Origin of the sequence: Flagellimonas sp. MMG031 (genome assembly GCF_040112705.1) — a bacterium.
Lineage (GTDB): Bacteria > Bacteroidota > Bacteroidia > Flavobacteriales > Flavobacteriaceae > Flagellimonas.
The window spans coordinates 3,346,867-3,361,706 of the sequence record NZ_CP157804.1; the positions used below are offsets into that span (position 1 = coordinate 3,346,867).

General features: G+C 44.0%; 14 protein-coding genes and 1 other RNA gene. 10 read left to right on the plus strand and 5 right to left on the minus strand.

What is annotated here, in order from left to right:
• Positions 1 to 36: 36 nt before the first annotated feature.
• The 9 genes from ABNE31_RS15140 to ABNE31_RS15180 all read left to right on the plus strand — a co-directional run bounded on the left by ABNE31_RS15140 (position 37) and on the right by ABNE31_RS15180 (position 10,355).
• On the plus strand, positions 37 to 516 hold the full coding sequence (locus ABNE31_RS15140; RefSeq protein ID WP_293287959.1) for a Dps family protein: 480 nt from the start codon (positions 37 to 39) through the stop codon (positions 514 to 516).
• A gap of 5 nt (positions 517 to 521) precedes the next feature.
• A complete protein-coding gene (locus ABNE31_RS15145) occupies positions 522 to 962 on the plus strand; it encodes a DinB family protein (RefSeq protein WP_349351739.1) in 441 nt (146 codons plus the stop codon).
• 97 nt (positions 963 to 1,059) lie between these two features.
• Positions 1,060 to 2,763, plus strand: coding sequence for an OstA-like protein (locus tag ABNE31_RS15150; protein WP_349351740.1), 1,704 nt, complete (start codon positions 1,060 to 1,062; stop codon positions 2,761 to 2,763).
• Positions 2,764 to 2,765: 2 nt separating this feature from the next.
• The gene (locus ABNE31_RS15155) at positions 2,766 to 3,962 is read left to right on the plus strand and encodes an aspartate aminotransferase family protein (RefSeq protein ID WP_349351741.1); all 1,197 of its coding nucleotides are present in this window, start codon (positions 2,766 to 2,768) and stop codon (positions 3,960 to 3,962) included.
• 86 nt (positions 3,963 to 4,048) lie between these two features.
• Complete coding sequence (locus ABNE31_RS15160; RefSeq protein ID WP_293284599.1) at positions 4,049 to 5,449, plus strand: tetratricopeptide repeat protein; 1,401 nt, start codon at positions 4,049 to 4,051, stop codon at positions 5,447 to 5,449.
• Positions 5,450 to 5,471: 22 nt separating this feature from the next.
• Positions 5,472 to 6,389: a DUF368 domain-containing protein gene (locus tag ABNE31_RS15165; RefSeq protein ID WP_349351742.1), complete on the plus strand. Its 918-nt coding sequence runs from the start codon at positions 5,472 to 5,474 to the stop codon at positions 6,387 to 6,389.
• Positions 6,390 to 6,408: 19 nt separating this feature from the next.
• The gene (locus ABNE31_RS15170; protein ID WP_349351743.1) at positions 6,409 to 7,446 is read left to right on the plus strand and encodes a DUF368 domain-containing protein; all 1,038 of its coding nucleotides are present in this window, start codon (positions 6,409 to 6,411) and stop codon (positions 7,444 to 7,446) included.
• Positions 7,421 to 8,152, plus strand: a complete 732-nt coding sequence (locus ABNE31_RS15175; protein WP_349351744.1) for a shikimate dehydrogenase — start codon at positions 7,421 to 7,423, stop codon at positions 8,150 to 8,152. Before ABNE31_RS15170 ends, ABNE31_RS15175 begins: the two co-directional genes overlap by 26 nt.
• 142 nt (positions 8,153 to 8,294) lie before the next feature.
• Positions 8,295 to 10,355 carry a DUF349 domain-containing protein gene (locus ABNE31_RS15180; protein WP_349351745.1) on the plus strand — a complete coding sequence of 687 codons (2,061 nt, stop codon included), beginning with the start codon at positions 8,295 to 8,297 and terminating at the stop codon, positions 10,353 to 10,355.
• Between the two features lie 62 nt (positions 10,356 to 10,417).
• Here the strand turns inward: ABNE31_RS15180 and ABNE31_RS15185 are convergent, their stop codons facing one another.
• Positions 10,418 to 10,843, minus strand: coding sequence for a CBS domain-containing protein (locus ABNE31_RS15185; RefSeq protein WP_179384165.1), 426 nt, complete (start codon positions 10,841 to 10,843; stop codon positions 10,418 to 10,420).
• A gap of 306 nt (positions 10,844 to 11,149) precedes the next feature.
• On the opposite strand from ABNE31_RS15185, the gene ABNE31_RS15190 reads away from it, so the two are divergent.
• On the plus strand, positions 11,150 to 12,313 hold the full coding sequence (locus ABNE31_RS15190; protein ID WP_349351746.1) for a hypothetical protein: 1,164 nt from the start codon (positions 11,150 to 11,152) through the stop codon (positions 12,311 to 12,313).
• Here ABNE31_RS15190 and rny read toward each other — a convergent pair whose 3' ends face one another.
• The 4 genes from rny to ABNE31_RS15210 all read right to left on the minus strand — a co-directional run bounded on the left by rny (position 12,314) and on the right by ABNE31_RS15210 (position 14,701).
• Entirely contained in the window at positions 12,314 to 13,885 is a 1,572-nt protein-coding gene (gene rny, locus ABNE31_RS15195) for a ribonuclease Y (protein WP_179384167.1), read from the minus strand.
• 53 nt (positions 13,886 to 13,938) lie between these two features.
• Positions 13,939 to 14,048: non-coding RNA, 6S RNA (gene ssrS / locus ABNE31_RS15200), on the minus strand.
• Positions 14,049 to 14,102: 54 nt separating this feature from the next.
• The gene (locus tag ABNE31_RS15205; RefSeq protein WP_127141430.1) at positions 14,103 to 14,396 is read right to left on the minus strand and encodes a cell division protein ZapA; all 294 of its coding nucleotides are present in this window, start codon (positions 14,394 to 14,396) and stop codon (positions 14,103 to 14,105) included.
• Between the two features lie 14 nt (positions 14,397 to 14,410).
• Entirely contained in the window at positions 14,411 to 14,701 is a 291-nt protein-coding gene (locus tag ABNE31_RS15210) for a hypothetical protein (RefSeq protein ID WP_179384168.1), read from the minus strand.
• Positions 14,702 to 14,840 lie beyond the last annotated feature (139 nt).

Below are 14,840 nucleotides of genomic sequence, written 5' to 3' on the forward strand. Positions count from 1 at the left end.
AGGGTTATTTTTGATTAAAATCAAAATTAGCAAGACATGACACATCATCTCAACAGAATTGGACTGGACAAACAAGCATCAAATGAACTGGCCAATAAACTCAATGAACTGTTAGCCAACTACCAACTGTTTTACATGAATGCCCGTGGTTTTCATTGGAACATTAAAGGCGAAAAGTTTTTTGAGCTTCATATAAAGTTTGAGGAACTGTACAACGATTCATTGGTCAAAATCGATGAAATCGCAGAGCGGATTCTGACCTTGGGGTTTGTTCCTTTGCACACCTATGCCGATTATTCCAAAATATCCAAGATTAAAGCGGCCAAGAACGTATCCGATGGTAACAAAGCGATTCAAGAAATTTTGAATGGATACGAAGTACTGCTGCCACTTGAGAGGGAGTTATTGGAAATGTCCGGAGATTCAAGTGACGAAGGTACCAATGCATTGATGAGCGATTACATCCGGGAGCAAGAAAAATTAATTTGGATGTACTCTGCTTACTTAAACCAATAATTTATATGACCAAACACCTCCTTAAGGATTTATTGGATCAAAATCTAAAAACGTGCAGTTACACGTTTAAGGAAATCGACCAAAAGAACAGTTCCTTACGATTGAACGACGATACCGCTTCCGTGGGCTTTATCTATCGGCACATAGGAGAAATCATGCACTTGATCAGTCAGTTTTTTGGTATTCCCACTTCAGTTCAAAATACGACCATGGGGGAACAGGATACTGGCAAAACTTACTATTGGGAAGAAAGCAAGAAATTGGTGGAAGACGGCTATCAAATACTACAGGATTTGGTGGAAAACCTTTCCGAGGAGGAGTGGATGGAAACCATTGAAACTCCATTTTTTGGACCAATTTCCAGAATCAAGTTGTTCGGACATATCCTGTACCACAACAGCTATCATTGCGGTCAAATCACCCTAGCTCTCAAAAGGGGAAAATAAAACTCTGAAAGCTGTAGACCTTTGGGATACAATTGCCAAAGCTTTCTAAAGGATGTGTGCCACTTCCGTTAAAAATCCTACTTTTGGGCAAAATTCAATGAATTTGAAAAATAGTGCATTTTTCATAGTGTTTTTTGCCTTTGTGAGTGGGTTCGCCCAAGAACAACAGCCAGAAGGTGGAAGACAAATCAACATCGTGTATGGGGCCAACTTCACCAAGGATGAGGCCCAATTCCCCGGTGCTTCGATTTTTAGCAAGGACGACGAAAGGCAGGTGCAGTTTGAGCATCAGGGGGCGGACCTTTGGTGCGATATCGCCATTTTTTATGCGGAAGAAAACCGGTTAAAAGCCATTGGAAATATCCGCTTGCAACAGGGTGATTCCATTGAAATGAACAGCGGGAAGATGGATTACGACGGGAACACCAAACTCGCAAAGGCTTGGGAAAAAGTGGACCTTACGAACGGACAGATGCGGTTGACCACCGATACGCTCTATTTTAATAGGGAAAAGCAGGAGGCCTATTACAATTCAGGAGGTAAGGTAGTTGACTCGGCCAATGTGCTGACCAGCAAGGTGGGCACCTACTTTATAACCCCAAAAAAGTACCAATTTCAGCGCAATGTACATATCGACAACCCGGATTATATCATAGATTCGGAGCAATTGGACTATTACACCACTTCCAAAAACGCCTATATGTACGGCCCTTCCACGATAACGGGAGAGGAATATAAAATCTATTGTGAGCGCGGCTTCTACGACACCAAGATTGAACAGGGCTACGGTATCAAAAACACCCGTATTGATTACGACAATAAAATCATCGAGGGCGACAGCCTGTATTTCGATAAGTTCAAGGAATTTGCTTCGGCCACCAACAATATCCAAATCACGGACACCATCAACAATGGGGTGATTCGGGCACACTACGCCGAGGTGCACAAAGCCAAAGATTCTGTTTTTGCCACCAAAAGAGCGGTTTCCATCAGTTTGGTGGAAAAGGACTCGCTGTACATGCACGGCGATACCTTGATGGTGACCGGAAAGGAAGAAGAGCGTGTTCTGAGAGCTTTCAGAAACGCCAAATTTTACAAAACAGATTTGAGCGGCAAATGTGATTCCATCCATTTTGAGGAAAAAACGGGCATCACCCAATTGATCACCGACCCTATTTTATGGAATGTGGATAATCAAATCACTGGCGATAGCATTCACTTGATTTCCGATTTGGAAACCGATAAGCTGGATTCCCTCAAAGTGATAGAAAATGCCTTTATTATTTCGTTGGATACCATCAGCAGAACCGGCTACAATCAAGCTAAGGGCAAAAATCTGTTCGGCAAGTTCATTGAAAATGAACTGAAAATCATTGATTTGGTCCAGAACACCGAAGTCATCTATTACGTTTACAATGACGATGAGGAACTTGTGGGCATCGACAAAACCATTTGCAGCAAAATCAGACTGCTAATGGCCAATAATGACATTGAAGACATCACTTTTTTTGTGAATCCTGATGGTGATATTTTCCCGGAAACCGATTTGCCCGTGGAAAGTCGAAAATTGAAGGGCTTTGTATGGCGGGGTGAAGAACGGATCATGTCCAAGGAAGAGATTTTTGATGAAGACGACAACAACATTGAATTGGTCAAGATTAGGGGTATCGACAACCCAATCGATATTGATGCCGAGGAAAACGAGCGTCAGAACAACACGAACGACCCCATAAACGCACCCAACACCAAGGCGACAAAACCAAAGAAACCGGTGCTCAAAAAGAAGGCACAGACCCAATAGCCATGTCCAAAGACGATTTTTTCACATACCAAGCCCAAACTTCCCCGCATCCACTGGCCTTGGAGGTCTCTCATGCGAAGGGAAGCTATATTTACGACAAGGAGGGCAATGCGCATTTGGATTTCGTAGCAGGTGTATCGGCCTGTAGTTTGGGACATGCACACCCAAGGGTGGTGGAGGCCATCAAGGCACAAGTGGACCAGTACATGCACGTTATGGTCTATGGGGAGTATGTACAGGAGCCTGCCGTATCATATACCAAGCTACTGGCCTCCCTCCTTCCAAAAAACCTAAGTACCACGTATTTGGTCAACTCCGGAACGGAAGCCATGGAAGGAGCGTTAAAACTCGCCCGAAGACATACAGGCCGCTCCCAAATTATCGCTGCCAAGAACGCCTATCATGGCAATACCATGGGCAGTTTGAGTTTGATGACCTACGAAGAACGCAAAGGTGCCTTCCGCCCTTTGATTCCCGATGTGGGGTTTATTGAGTTCAATTCGGAGAACGATTTGGAGCAAATCACGGAACGCACTGCCGCAGTGGTACTGGAAACCATCCAAGGAGGGGCTGGGTTTATTGTGCCCCAAAATGGCTATCTGGAAAAGGTACGAAAACGCTGCAACGAAGTCGGTGCCTTGCTGATATTGGACGAAATTCAACCCGGATTTGGACGTACGGGCAAATTATTCGCTTTTGAACACTTTAATTGCATTCCCGATATTATGGTCATCGGCAAAGGAATGGCCTCTGGTTTGCCCGTGGGCGCTTTTGTGGCTTCGCACGAATTGATGAGCGATTTGATGGACCACCCAAAACTGGGGCATATCACCACATTTGGGGGAAATCCGGTCATCGCAGCCGCCAGTTTGGCCACCTTGAAGGAAATTACCGAAACCAACCTCATGGAACAGACCTTGGAAAAGGAAAAGCTGTTCCGAAAACTATTACAACATCCATTAATAGAAGAAGTTAGAGGCAAAGGGTTGATGCTGGCTCCCATAATGAAAAACAAGGAGATAGCCAATTACGTGGTGCTGGAAGCCGCAAAAAAAGGACTCATCTTATTCTGGTTACTGTTCGAGCAGCGAGCCGTTCGAATATCGCCTCCACTCACCATTTCCATGAAAGAAATTGAGGAAGGTTGCGACCTAATCATTGGCATTTTAAACGACTATCCAACCCCTACTGTTAACTAATTTGTTGATAACATACCCTAAAAATGGACTTCAAGAGCAACCCAAAAGGTTAATTTTAAGTCCATAGTTCAACCAAAAACGTTCCTATGGCGTTAGAATCTAACGAATATCCTGACAAATCGATAAGCAAATTTGAGTCCATGCTCAAGACAGATGACGTCTACTTCTTCGATGCGGAGGACTTTGAGGAAATCATCCACCACTACCTGAACAACGGCAAAATATCCCTAGGCAAAAAAGCCATCCAAATTGGTTTGGAACAACATCCCAATTCCATGGAATTAAAGCTTTTGCAGGTTGAGGTTTTGGCTTTTGAGGACAAATTTGAAGCTGCCGAGACGCTCTTGGATGAAATCCAGAACATCAATGCGGGCAATGAAGAAATCTACATCCAAAGAGCCAATATCCGTTCCAAGCAGGACAAACACCAGGAAGCAGTAAACTTACTCTTGGAAGCACTTAACGTGACCGACCACTCCTTTGACATTCACTCCCTTTTGGGAATGGAATACCTGTTCATGGATAACTACGAGCAGGCCAAGCTCAGCTTTATGCGCTGTGTGGAAATGGACGACAGTGACTATTCATCCCTATACAATGTGGTGTACTGTTTTGAGTTTTTGGAAGATTTTGATGGGAGCATCTACTACCTGAACGATTATTTGGACCGCAATCCTTACTGCGAAGTGGCCTGGCATCAACTCGGTAAAATGTACTTGGCCAAAAATTTGTATCTGGAAGCATTGACGGCATTTGATTTTGCGGTGATTTCAGACGATTCTTTCATCGGGGCCTATTTTGAAAAAGGCAAGGTGTTGGAAAAACTGGGCAGGTACAACGAAGCCATAGAAAACTACGAGTCCACCATCACTATGGAAGACCCTACTTCCTATGCTTTTTTACGTTTGGGCAAATGCCATGAAAAACTGGGCAATTACGATCTGGCCAAGTATTATTACTATCATACCGTACATGAAGACCCTTTGTTGGACAAAGGTTGGTTGGCCATCACCGATTTCCATTATGGACAAAAGAATTACGAAAAAGCCCTGTATTATATCAACAAGGCCATCAATATAGATGGTGAAAACCCAAAATATTGGAAAAAAGCAGCCAAGATTTATGCAGCGCTCGAAAATTATGATGAAGCCGACTTTGCATACAAACAAGCGGTGGATTTGGGCAACTACGAATTGGCAACATGGAGAAACTGGGCCGAAGTACTCAACCAAATTGGGGACTACAATTCCGCTATTCAAGTACTTATTCAAGGTTTGGAGTTTTATCCCGATAATTCCGACCTCACCTACAAATTGGCGGGTCTCCATTTAAAAAATAACGACTTGGACGAAGCAAAAACCATTTTGTCAAAGGCCATGAAAGTGGATATTGGTAAATTGCGGCAGTTTGAAAAGGAATTCCCAGAATTCATAGAAGTTGATTGGGTGAAAGCGTTGGTTTCCAAAGTCAGGAGAACCGCCAAGTAACCTCACCATAGCCCAAAAATTCATGCAAGCACGTCGTACACTGGACTACGTATTTATCACCCTTAAAGGTATGGCCATGGGTGCCGCCGACGTAGTCCCGGGAGTATCCGGAGGAACCATCGCCTTTATTTCCGGAATTTATGAGGAACTCATCACCTCCATCAACAACATAGACCTTTCCCTCATCAAAATGTTGCGAAAAGACGGTATCAAAGCCGTCTGGAACAAGGTCAATGGCAACTTTCTTTTGGCATTGTTCGTTGGGATTTTTATCAGCGTCCTCTCCTTGGCCAAATTCTTGAGCTGGCTTTTGGAAAATGAGCCCATTTTGCTCTGGTCTTTCTTTTTTGGCTTGGTGGTGGCTTCCATTTTTATGGTCGGTAAGGAAATCACGAGGTGGAACATGGGTTCGATTGTGGTACTGCTTTTGGGTGCGGCCCTTGCCTTTTTTATTACCGAACTGCCGGCCAGCGATAATGTGGATAGTCTACCCTATCTGTTCCTTTCCGGAGCCTTGGCCATTTGTGCTATGATCTTGCCCGGAATCTCAGGGGCATTTATTTTGGTACTGCTTGGCTCCTACAAAACCATTTTGGACGCTGTTCACGAAAGGGACTTTAAAATTATATTTACGGTGGGCATTGGAGCTATTTTTGGTCTTTTGAGCTTCGCTCGATTGCTCAAATGGATGTTCAACCACTATAAAAACATCACCTTGGCCCTTTTGACAGGCTTTATTTTGGGTTCGCTCAATAAAATCTGGCCCTGGAAAAAGGTATTGGAAACCAAAACCTTTGGTGACAAGACCATTGTGGTGGACGATATGAACGTACTTCCCGGTGCTTTTGAGGGCGATAGCAAATTAATGCTTGCCCTAGTGTTAGCCATCCTAGGTTTTTCACTTATTTTTATCCTCGAAAGATTAGCTTCCAAAAAATAAGGAAAACCCGTAAAGGCGCATGCAGCAACCTAGAACACTTCTGGACAATTTTTTCTTGGTCATTAAGGGCCTTTGCATGGGTGCCGCGAACAAGGTTCCGGGTGTTTCGGGAGGTATTGTGGCCTTTGTGGCCGGTTTTTACGAAGAATTCATCTACTCGCTTCAAAAGCTAAACTCCAAAGCGGTAAAACTGCTGTTCAACGGCAGATTCAAAAGTTTTTTTAGGTACATCAATGCCAAATTTCTGGGGCTATTGATCTTTGGGATGTTGGTCAGCTATTTTAGCGTTTCCCGGATTTTGGACCATTTTTTGGATCACAACGAACTCTTTGTGTGGGCCACCTTTTTTGGGATGGTCATCGGGTCCATTTACTATATCGGAAAAGACTTTTCGCCTTGGAACCAGCGTACCATTCCAGCAGGAATATTTGGTTTGGTGGTGGGTGTTTCCATCAGTTTTTTGAACCCTGCCAAGGAGAACGATAATTTGCTGTTTATTTTCTTCTGCGGAATTATCAGTGTTTCTGGAATGACGCTTCCAGGACTTTCCGGTTCGTTTATTTTGATTCTGTTGGGCAATTATGTCCTGCTCTTGGTTGATTCCGTAAATGCCCTTTACGATACATTTTCCGAAGTGTTTTCGGGCGATTTCAGCTTTGTCAACAACAGGGAACGTATTCAGATTCTAAAAATTTTAGGCGTGTTCACCTTGGGTTCAATTACCGGATTGGTCACCTTTTCCCATTTGCTCAGTTATGTATTGAAGCATTTCAAAGCAACTACAACGGCAGTCCTGCTGGGCTTTATTACGGGGTCGTTGGGGGTTCTTTGGCCATGGAAACGAACTATTTTTAAGTTGGATGAAGCCGGAAATCCGTTATTGGATTCGAACGGCGACAAGATTATTCAAAATTATACACGACACTTCCCGAATATGGTCGAGGCGGAAACTTGGTGGGCCATCCTTTTTATATTGATGGGGATTTTGGTATTATTGATTTTGGATTGGTATGGCAACAACAGAAAAAAGAATGAACAGGTACGGGCTGCTCGGTAGAAATATTTCCTATTCCTTTTCCCAAGGATACTTCACCCAAAAATTCAAGGATTTGGGCCTTCAAGACCATAGCTACGAAAATTTTGATATCAAGCAAATCGACGATATTAAGCAGGTCTTGGCACAAAAAAACGTAAAAGGCCTTAACGTCACCATTCCCTACAAGCAAGAGGTATTGCCTTATTTGGATGAACTGGACCCCAAAGCGGCTCAAATCGGTGCCGTCAACACCATTCAATTCACAGGAAAAGGGCTAAAGGGCTTCAATACCGATGCCTTTGGATTCCGAACATCACTGGAACCCTTTTTAAAAGCACATCATACCAAAGCATTGATTCTGGGAACAGGAGGCGCCTCAAAAGCCGTACGATTTGTGCTCAACGAATTGGGTATTGAAAGCACCTATGTATCCCGCAGCAACAAAGAAGGCCAATATACCTATGACGACTTGAACGGGGACATCATCAGGGAAAATACACTCATTATTAACTGTACACCCTTGGGAACCTATCCAAAAACAGAGGATAAACCCGACATCCCCTACGAGTTTATAGGAACCGACCATTTACTCTACGACCTGATCTACAACCCGGAAAAAACAAGCTTTTTAGCAGCAGGTGAAGCAGGGGGTGCCCAGATAAGCAATGGTCTAAACATGCTCGAACAACAGGCAGAAAAGGCTTGGGAAATCTGGAACCAAGTCTAAAAATTACCTTTGGTAAAGACATCCGGCCCTTCCGTACATCCACGAAATCGTACAAAAGAAGAATCAATACTTTTGCTATTAGACAATTAAGTTGTTAAATTGGCTATAACTTTCATCAATCAATTAGGTAAACTAGCGACTAATGCAGGACAAGGATCGTAAACTTCAGCAGGCTGAAGGTGGCAAAGAGGAATCTACAGAACAAACAAAGGCTCCATTGGAACAAGCCACTCAGGCCGAACCAAAAGTAGCCGAGGATACGGCATCCGAAATCGAAGGTTCCAATGAACCCGAATCCAAAGCGGTTCCCACAGAGGATAGCGACGATAAAAGCCCCAAAAAGGAAGAGTCCAACGATCACTTGGATGAAATCGATGAATCCAACGCCGAGGATGCCGAGGATACCGAAAACGAAAAACGGCACACCATCCCCATGCTGGACTATCATTCTATGTCCATGGAAAACCTGGTTGGGGAGCTCCAGCGCTTGGTCAAGAATGAGAAAGTACAGGCCATCAACAAGCATGTGAGCGCCATTAAATATGAATTTGACCAGAAATTTCAGGATTTTCTGGATGAGAAAAAGGAAGAATTCATCTCCAAGGGAGGAAATGAAGTGGATTTTAGGTACAACTCGGTGGCCAAAAGGCAGTTCAACGAAGTCTACTCGGATTTTAGGGAAAAACGGGACCAGTACTACAAACAACTGGACCAGTCCTTAAAAACCAACCTGCAGAAACGGTTGGAAATCATAGAGGAACTCAAAGGGCTCATCGACATTGAGGAAGATATCAACACCACTTACAATAATTTCAAAGACCTGCAAAACCGCTGGAAAAATGCAGGGCCCATTCCAAGGGCCAATTACAATGATGTATGGCGCACTTACCACCATCACATGGAAATCTTTTACGATTTCCTGCACCTCAACCGAGAATTGCGTGACCTTGATTTTAAACACAATCTTGAAGAGAAGCAGAAATTGGTAGAACGTGCCGAAGCATTGGCCGATGAACCGGACCTGAACAAGGCCTTCCGCGAACTGCAGACCCTTCATAAAATATGGAAGGAAGACATTGGTCCCGTTGCCAAGGAACATCGGGAAGAAATTTGGGAAAAGTTCAGCAATGCCACCAAGGCCATGCACCAACGGAGGCAAGAACATTTCCAAGAGTTGGAGAAGGTCTACGAGAAAAACCTTGAGAAAAAACAAGAAATTATTGCGGGCATAGCCAAGATTGCCGAAAACGTGGCCGACAACCATCGCGGAATTCAACAGCAAATCAAGGAGGTGGAGGCGTTTCGCGAATCCTTCTTTAAAGCTGGAAAAGTGCCCCAAAAAGTGAACGAGGAGACCTGGGGACAGTTCAAGGAGACCGTACGCAAGTTCAACCGTACCAAAAACGCCTTTTACAAAAACCAAAAAAAGGAGCAACAGCAAAACCTTGAAAAGAAAAGGGAGCTTTTGCAGTTGGCCGTTTCCCTAAAGGATAGTGATGATTGGGCCGAAGTAACCCCACAGATGAAGCGCATACAGCGTGACTGGAAAAAAATTGGGCATGTGCCCCGAAAGTACTCCGACAAAATATGGAAAGAGTTCAAAGATGCCTGCAATCATTATTTTGACCGTTTGCATGCCGAAAGAAACGACGCCCATAACGAAGAGTTCGAGAACTTTAAAAAGAAAAGCGAGTGCCTTGACCGTTTAAAAGCTTTCCAATTGAGCGGAGACAAGAAAAAGGATATCGAGGACATCAAAGCCTTTTTGTCCGAGTGGAAGCAATATGGCCGTATTCCCTACAATAAAAAACACATCAACGGGAAGTTCAATAAAATTGTGGACGCCCTGTTCAAAAAATTGGGGATTGCCAAGGAACAATCCGAGTTGTTGAAGTATGGAAACAAGGTACAGGAACTGGCCAAGACCGAGGACAATTACGCCATTGGCAATGAGCGTATTTTTGTAAAACGCAAAATTGACGAAGTCAAGTCCGAAATTCGCCAATTGGAGAACAATCTACAGTTTTTCTCCAACGACTCAGAGGACAATCCGCTGGTGAAAGAGGTAGTCCAAAAATTGAACAAGCAAAAAGAAGCCCTCCAAACGTGGAAGGAAAAAATGAAAAACCTCAATATCTTGGAGCATAAACTCAATAAAGAAAGTGAAGAGGAAGAAACTGAGGGCAGCGAAGAGGAAGAATAAACATTGCCTTTTTGGCAAAACAACAAAGGGCCGCTTTTAGCGGCCCTTTGCCTTTCTTTCGCCTAAGCTTCGATACATTCGAGTAAATAGTTGATCAAGTCCGTAGTGGTAACGATCCCCACAATTTTTCCGTTATCCACCACCGGTAATGCATGAAACTCCTTTTTTGAAAGAAAACGTGCGACATCCTTAATGGAAGTTGTCGAAGATACGGTAACCACATCGCTCACCATCACTTGTGGTATGGTAAACATGTTGTACACAATGGTATCCACATATTCTTCATGTTCGTCCACCGCATCGGCAAAGCTAATCCGGAGCAAATCCGTATAGCTCAACATGCCTTTGATGGTATTCCCCTCAACAACAGGGATATGTCGTATATGGTGCTTTTTAAACAATCGCTCCGCGGTCACCAAATCATCTTGGGGAGAGAGCGTGACCAGTTTTCTGGTCATTATTTTTGAGATAGGTACACTATTTTTCATCACTCCAGTAGTTTATCAATTCCTCGAATGAAGTTACTCCAATACCTACTGGAAAAGTATGATAATTGTCAGCCTATCGCCTGTCGACACAGCATAACTGTAAAATGGAGTCTCGACTTCCATCAAAATGAAATTCACATCCATTTTTTATCCTTACATCTCATTTTTTTGGGTTTTCCATTAGGAACCTTCATTTTTATAGTAAAATACCAACCAATCCAATACCAATGAAGAATTTTTTTACTCTTTTTTTGTTCTTGCTTTGCAGCCTTCCGGGCATCACAAAACTATTTTGAGACCAGCTGGGTGAGCGGCGAGGTGAAATACACCGCCCTTGTCATTTTTTATAGCGATACCGAAGCAGTGGTCCGTGTAAAATATTATGCCAACGGGGCAGATAAAGTCGCGGGCTATATCTGCAGTTACAAGGACTTTCAAAAAGCGGATGGTACAACGGACAAATACCTGAATGGATACGATGCTTACATTGTACGCGGGCCATCCGGCTCCAGCTACAGCGCGGACAATTTTTACCTGAAAAATAACGGGGGCTCCTTCAAAGCCTATACTGCCGATGACAATGCGTTCTCGAGTGGCGACTTCACACAAGTGATGAAGCCAATGCTGTACTGGGTAGAACTCAACCCAGAAGCGATGACGAAGGGATATTTGGACGATTACTTTTTAGAAGGTGAAGAATTGCTACAGTTACTGATGTACATGAACAAAGGTGAACTATCCTTTTCAGTACCCAATAACTCGGTTACTGTTTTGGCCAATGGCATGGATGGTCAATCAGTTTGGGCAGCCGTAATGGACTCCAAGACCAAAACCTCCTATTCGGAACAGCGCATCAAAGAATCGACAGAGTTTCCCAGTGAATGGATAAAAAGTCAATGGGCGAACGGTTTCTACATCAGCACCTTCGATTATGATGAAAGCAAAAAAACCTTTGTGGTTCTGATGAGCAAGGGTTCTGGCCGTGGACCACAATCTTGGAGAAAATCTGAAACTTTTCCAAAGGAATGGGTCAGCGAAAAATGGGATGATGGTTACCACATTACCTCCATGATGTACGGGGATGGCAACTGGTACCTTGCCATGGACAAGAACACTGGATTTGGCACCCAACGTTGGCGTACAAGCTACGATATACCCAGGGATTGGATGATTGATAGCTGGAACGAGGACTATGCGATTACTTCGGCCACCTACGGTAACGGATTATGGGCCTTAACGATGACCAAGGGTTCCAAATTAGGGGCACAAACTTGGAAAACGGATGCATCTTATCCGTTCGAATGGATCAAGGAACGGGCCGAAAAGGGATACTCCATTACGACCATTACTTATGGTGATGGTATGTGGTTGGTAGTTATGACCAAAAATCCGACCAATACTACAAACCGATCCAGCACGCAATACACGGATCTCCCCATAAGCTGGATTTTAAAGAATGCCGGGTACTAATTATTTCGCTACGTTCACCGATCTGGTTTCCCGGATTACGGTGACCTTTACTTGGCCTGGATAGGTCATATCCGTTTGGATTTTCTGGGAGATTTCGAACGAAAGTTCTGCGGCCTTGTCGTCGTTCACCTTTTCGCTCTCCACAATCACGCGTAGTTCCCTACCCGCTTGAATGGCGTAGGCTTTCTGCACTCCGTGGAAACCAAAGGCGATATCCTCCAAATCCTTCAAACGTTGGATATAGGAATCCAGCACTTGCCTTCTGGCGCCAGGACGCGCACCGCTGATGGCATCACACACCTGAACTATGGGTGAAATAAGTGTGGTCATTTCTACTTCATCGTGGTGGGCACCAATCGCGTTGCAAACTTCATCTTTCTCCCCATATTTTTGTGCCCATTGCATTCCCAAAATGGCGTGTGGGGTCTCCACTTCGACCTCGGCCATGGGTACTTTTCCAATATCGTGCAACAATCCAGCTCTTTTCGCCAATTTTGGATTTATACCCAATTCGGCAGCCATTACACCGCAAAGTTTTGCGACTTCCCTGGAGTGCTGCAAGAGGTTTTGTCCGTAAGAGGAACGGTACTTCATTCGCCCAACAGCTTTGATCAATTCGGGGTGCAGGCCATGAATACCCAAATCGATTACGGTGCGTTTTCCAATTTCAGCGATTTCCTCATTGATTTGCTTCTCAGTCTTTTTGACCACCTCTTCGATACGGGCAGGGTGGATTCGACCGTCAGTTACCAATCGGTGTAAGGACAATCTGGCCACTTCCCGTCTCACAGAATCGAAGCAGGACAGTATGATGGCCTCAGGCGTATCGTCTACAATGATTTCAACCCCAGTGGCCGCTTCCAGTGCACGGATATTTCTTCCTTCACGACCGATGATTCGCCCTTTTACGTCATCTGACTCCAAATTGAAAACGGAAACGCAGTTTTCAACGGCTTCTTCGGTTCCGATGCGTTGAATGGTATTGATTACAATCTTTCGGGCCTCTTGTTGTGCGGTAAGCTTCGCTTCTTCCAAAGTGTTTTGGAGGTAAGCCATGGCATCGCTCTTGGCGGTTTCTTTTAAAGACTCTAGCAGTTGCGCCTTGGCATCCTCTGCGGAGAGTCCGGAAATGACCTCCAGTTGCTGCACCTGACTTTTGTGCAATTTCTCTACTTCGGCCTGTTTCTTATCAAGTATCTCGCTTTTGTAATCGACCTCCTTGATTTTCTGTTGCAGTTGGTCGTTCAGTTTTTTGTTCTTGGCCAATTCGCTGCTCACCTGCGATTCTTTGTCCCTGGTGCGCTTTTCGGCTTCCGCGATTTTTTTATCCTTGTTGATGATGACCTTTTCATGCTCTGCCTTCAACTCCAAAAACTTCTCCTTCGCCTGAAAGATCTTATCCTTTTTGATGCTTTCCCCTTCCTTATTGGCCTCCTTTACGATATTGGCCGCTTCCCGCTTTGCATTGGCAATGGTCTTGGATGCTTTTCCCTTCTCCATCATCTTTGCAATGGCAAAACCAATTGCCAATCCAACGACTGCCGCAACAACAATCACTATGATATTATCCATGTTTAGTTTGTGTTTAGTTAAAAAAAAAGCCCACATCGGAAGAAGTTTTGTACAAACTCCAAAATACAGGTTTAGGGCTAACAGACTGATCAAGGATCCCTATACGGGTAGGGCCTGCTTTTACAGCCTAAACTCACCCTTTCTAATTATATTAGTGTTGAGTTTGTCAAAAAATATTTACCAATGTGGGCAGTAACAATATTTTATTTAAAAGAACTTATTCCCCCAGTTTGGAATGGACCAACTCGTCCAACGCCCGGAGTCGCTGCATAGCGGCCTCTGCATTTTCGGAACGGTCTATTCCGCCTTGCTCAATTTTGGATGCAAACTGCAGGGCACACATGGCCAGCACATCTTGCTTGTCCCGAACGGCATAGTTTTGCTCAAACTTCTTTGCCAGATTCTCAATATTCTTGGCTGCCTTTCGCAACCCTTCCTCCTGCCTTGGGTCAATCGTAAGTGGATATACCCTATCGGCAATCGAAAGCTTTATTTTGAGCTTCTCGTCCATAATTTCGGTAACCTTTAATCCGCCAGTTTTGCAATGCAAACATCCAGTTCGCGGATCAATGTATTTATTTTGAGCTTAGCTTCTGTTTTACTCGAATTACTACCCAGCATCGTGTTCGCCATTTTTAGGGAGTCATATTTCTCCTCCCATTCTTTGAGAGCGTTCTGTTTAAGTTCGTTTTCCTCCTTCAGAAGTTCCAAATCATTTCTCAATTTGGCATTCAATTGATGCAACAGCTCCATTTTGTGCAGCAGTTTGCTCACCTTGTTCTCCAAAGAATCCACAATCTCAACAAGTTCGCTCATAGATGCAAACAACAATACGTATTACACAAAGTTAACCAACCTCGCCCAACCTCGCAATACTTTTTGGATTTATTCTTAAAGTGTTGCTTTAAGCAAAATAGGGGCGTTCAAATCTTTTCATCAAATCAAAACATTGGTT

Excerpts from the sequence above, each read along its gene's own strand:
- ABNE31_RS15140 (WP_293287959.1), top strand. The coding sequence starts at position 37 with ATGACACATCATCTCAACAGAATTGGACTGGACAAACAAGCATCAAAT.
- ABNE31_RS15145 (WP_349351739.1), top strand. The coding sequence starts at position 522 with ATGACCAAACACCTCCTTAAGGATTTATTGGATCAAAATCTAAAAACG.
- ABNE31_RS15150 (WP_349351740.1), top strand. The coding sequence starts at position 1,060 with ATGAATTTGAAAAATAGTGCATTTTTCATAGTGTTTTTTGCCTTTGTG.
- ABNE31_RS15155 (WP_349351741.1), top strand. The coding sequence starts at position 2,766 with ATGTCCAAAGACGATTTTTTCACATACCAAGCCCAAACTTCCCCGCAT.
- ABNE31_RS15160 (WP_293284599.1), top strand. The coding sequence starts at position 4,049 with ATGGCGTTAGAATCTAACGAATATCCTGACAAATCGATAAGCAAATTT.
- ABNE31_RS15165 (WP_349351742.1), top strand. The coding sequence starts at position 5,472 with ATGCAAGCACGTCGTACACTGGACTACGTATTTATCACCCTTAAAGGT.
- ABNE31_RS15170 (WP_349351743.1), top strand. The coding sequence starts at position 6,409 with ATGCAGCAACCTAGAACACTTCTGGACAATTTTTTCTTGGTCATTAAG.
- ABNE31_RS15175 (WP_349351744.1), top strand. The coding sequence starts at position 7,421 with ATGAACAGGTACGGGCTGCTCGGTAGAAATATTTCCTATTCCTTTTCC.
- ABNE31_RS15180 (WP_349351745.1), top strand. The coding sequence starts at position 8,295 with ATGCAGGACAAGGATCGTAAACTTCAGCAGGCTGAAGGTGGCAAAGAG.
- ABNE31_RS15185 (WP_179384165.1), bottom strand. The coding sequence starts at position 10,843 with ATGAAAAATAGTGTACCTATCTCAAAAATAATGACCAGAAAACTGGTC.
- rny (WP_179384167.1), bottom strand. The coding sequence starts at position 13,885 with ATGGATAATATCATAGTGATTGTTGTTGCGGCAGTCGTTGGATTGGCA.
- ABNE31_RS15205 (WP_127141430.1), bottom strand. The coding sequence starts at position 14,396 with ATGGACGAGAAGCTCAAAATAAAGCTTTCGATTGCCGATAGGGTATAT.
- ABNE31_RS15210 (WP_179384168.1), bottom strand. The coding sequence starts at position 14,701 with ATGAGCGAACTTGTTGAGATTGTGGATTCTTTGGAGAACAAGGTGAGC.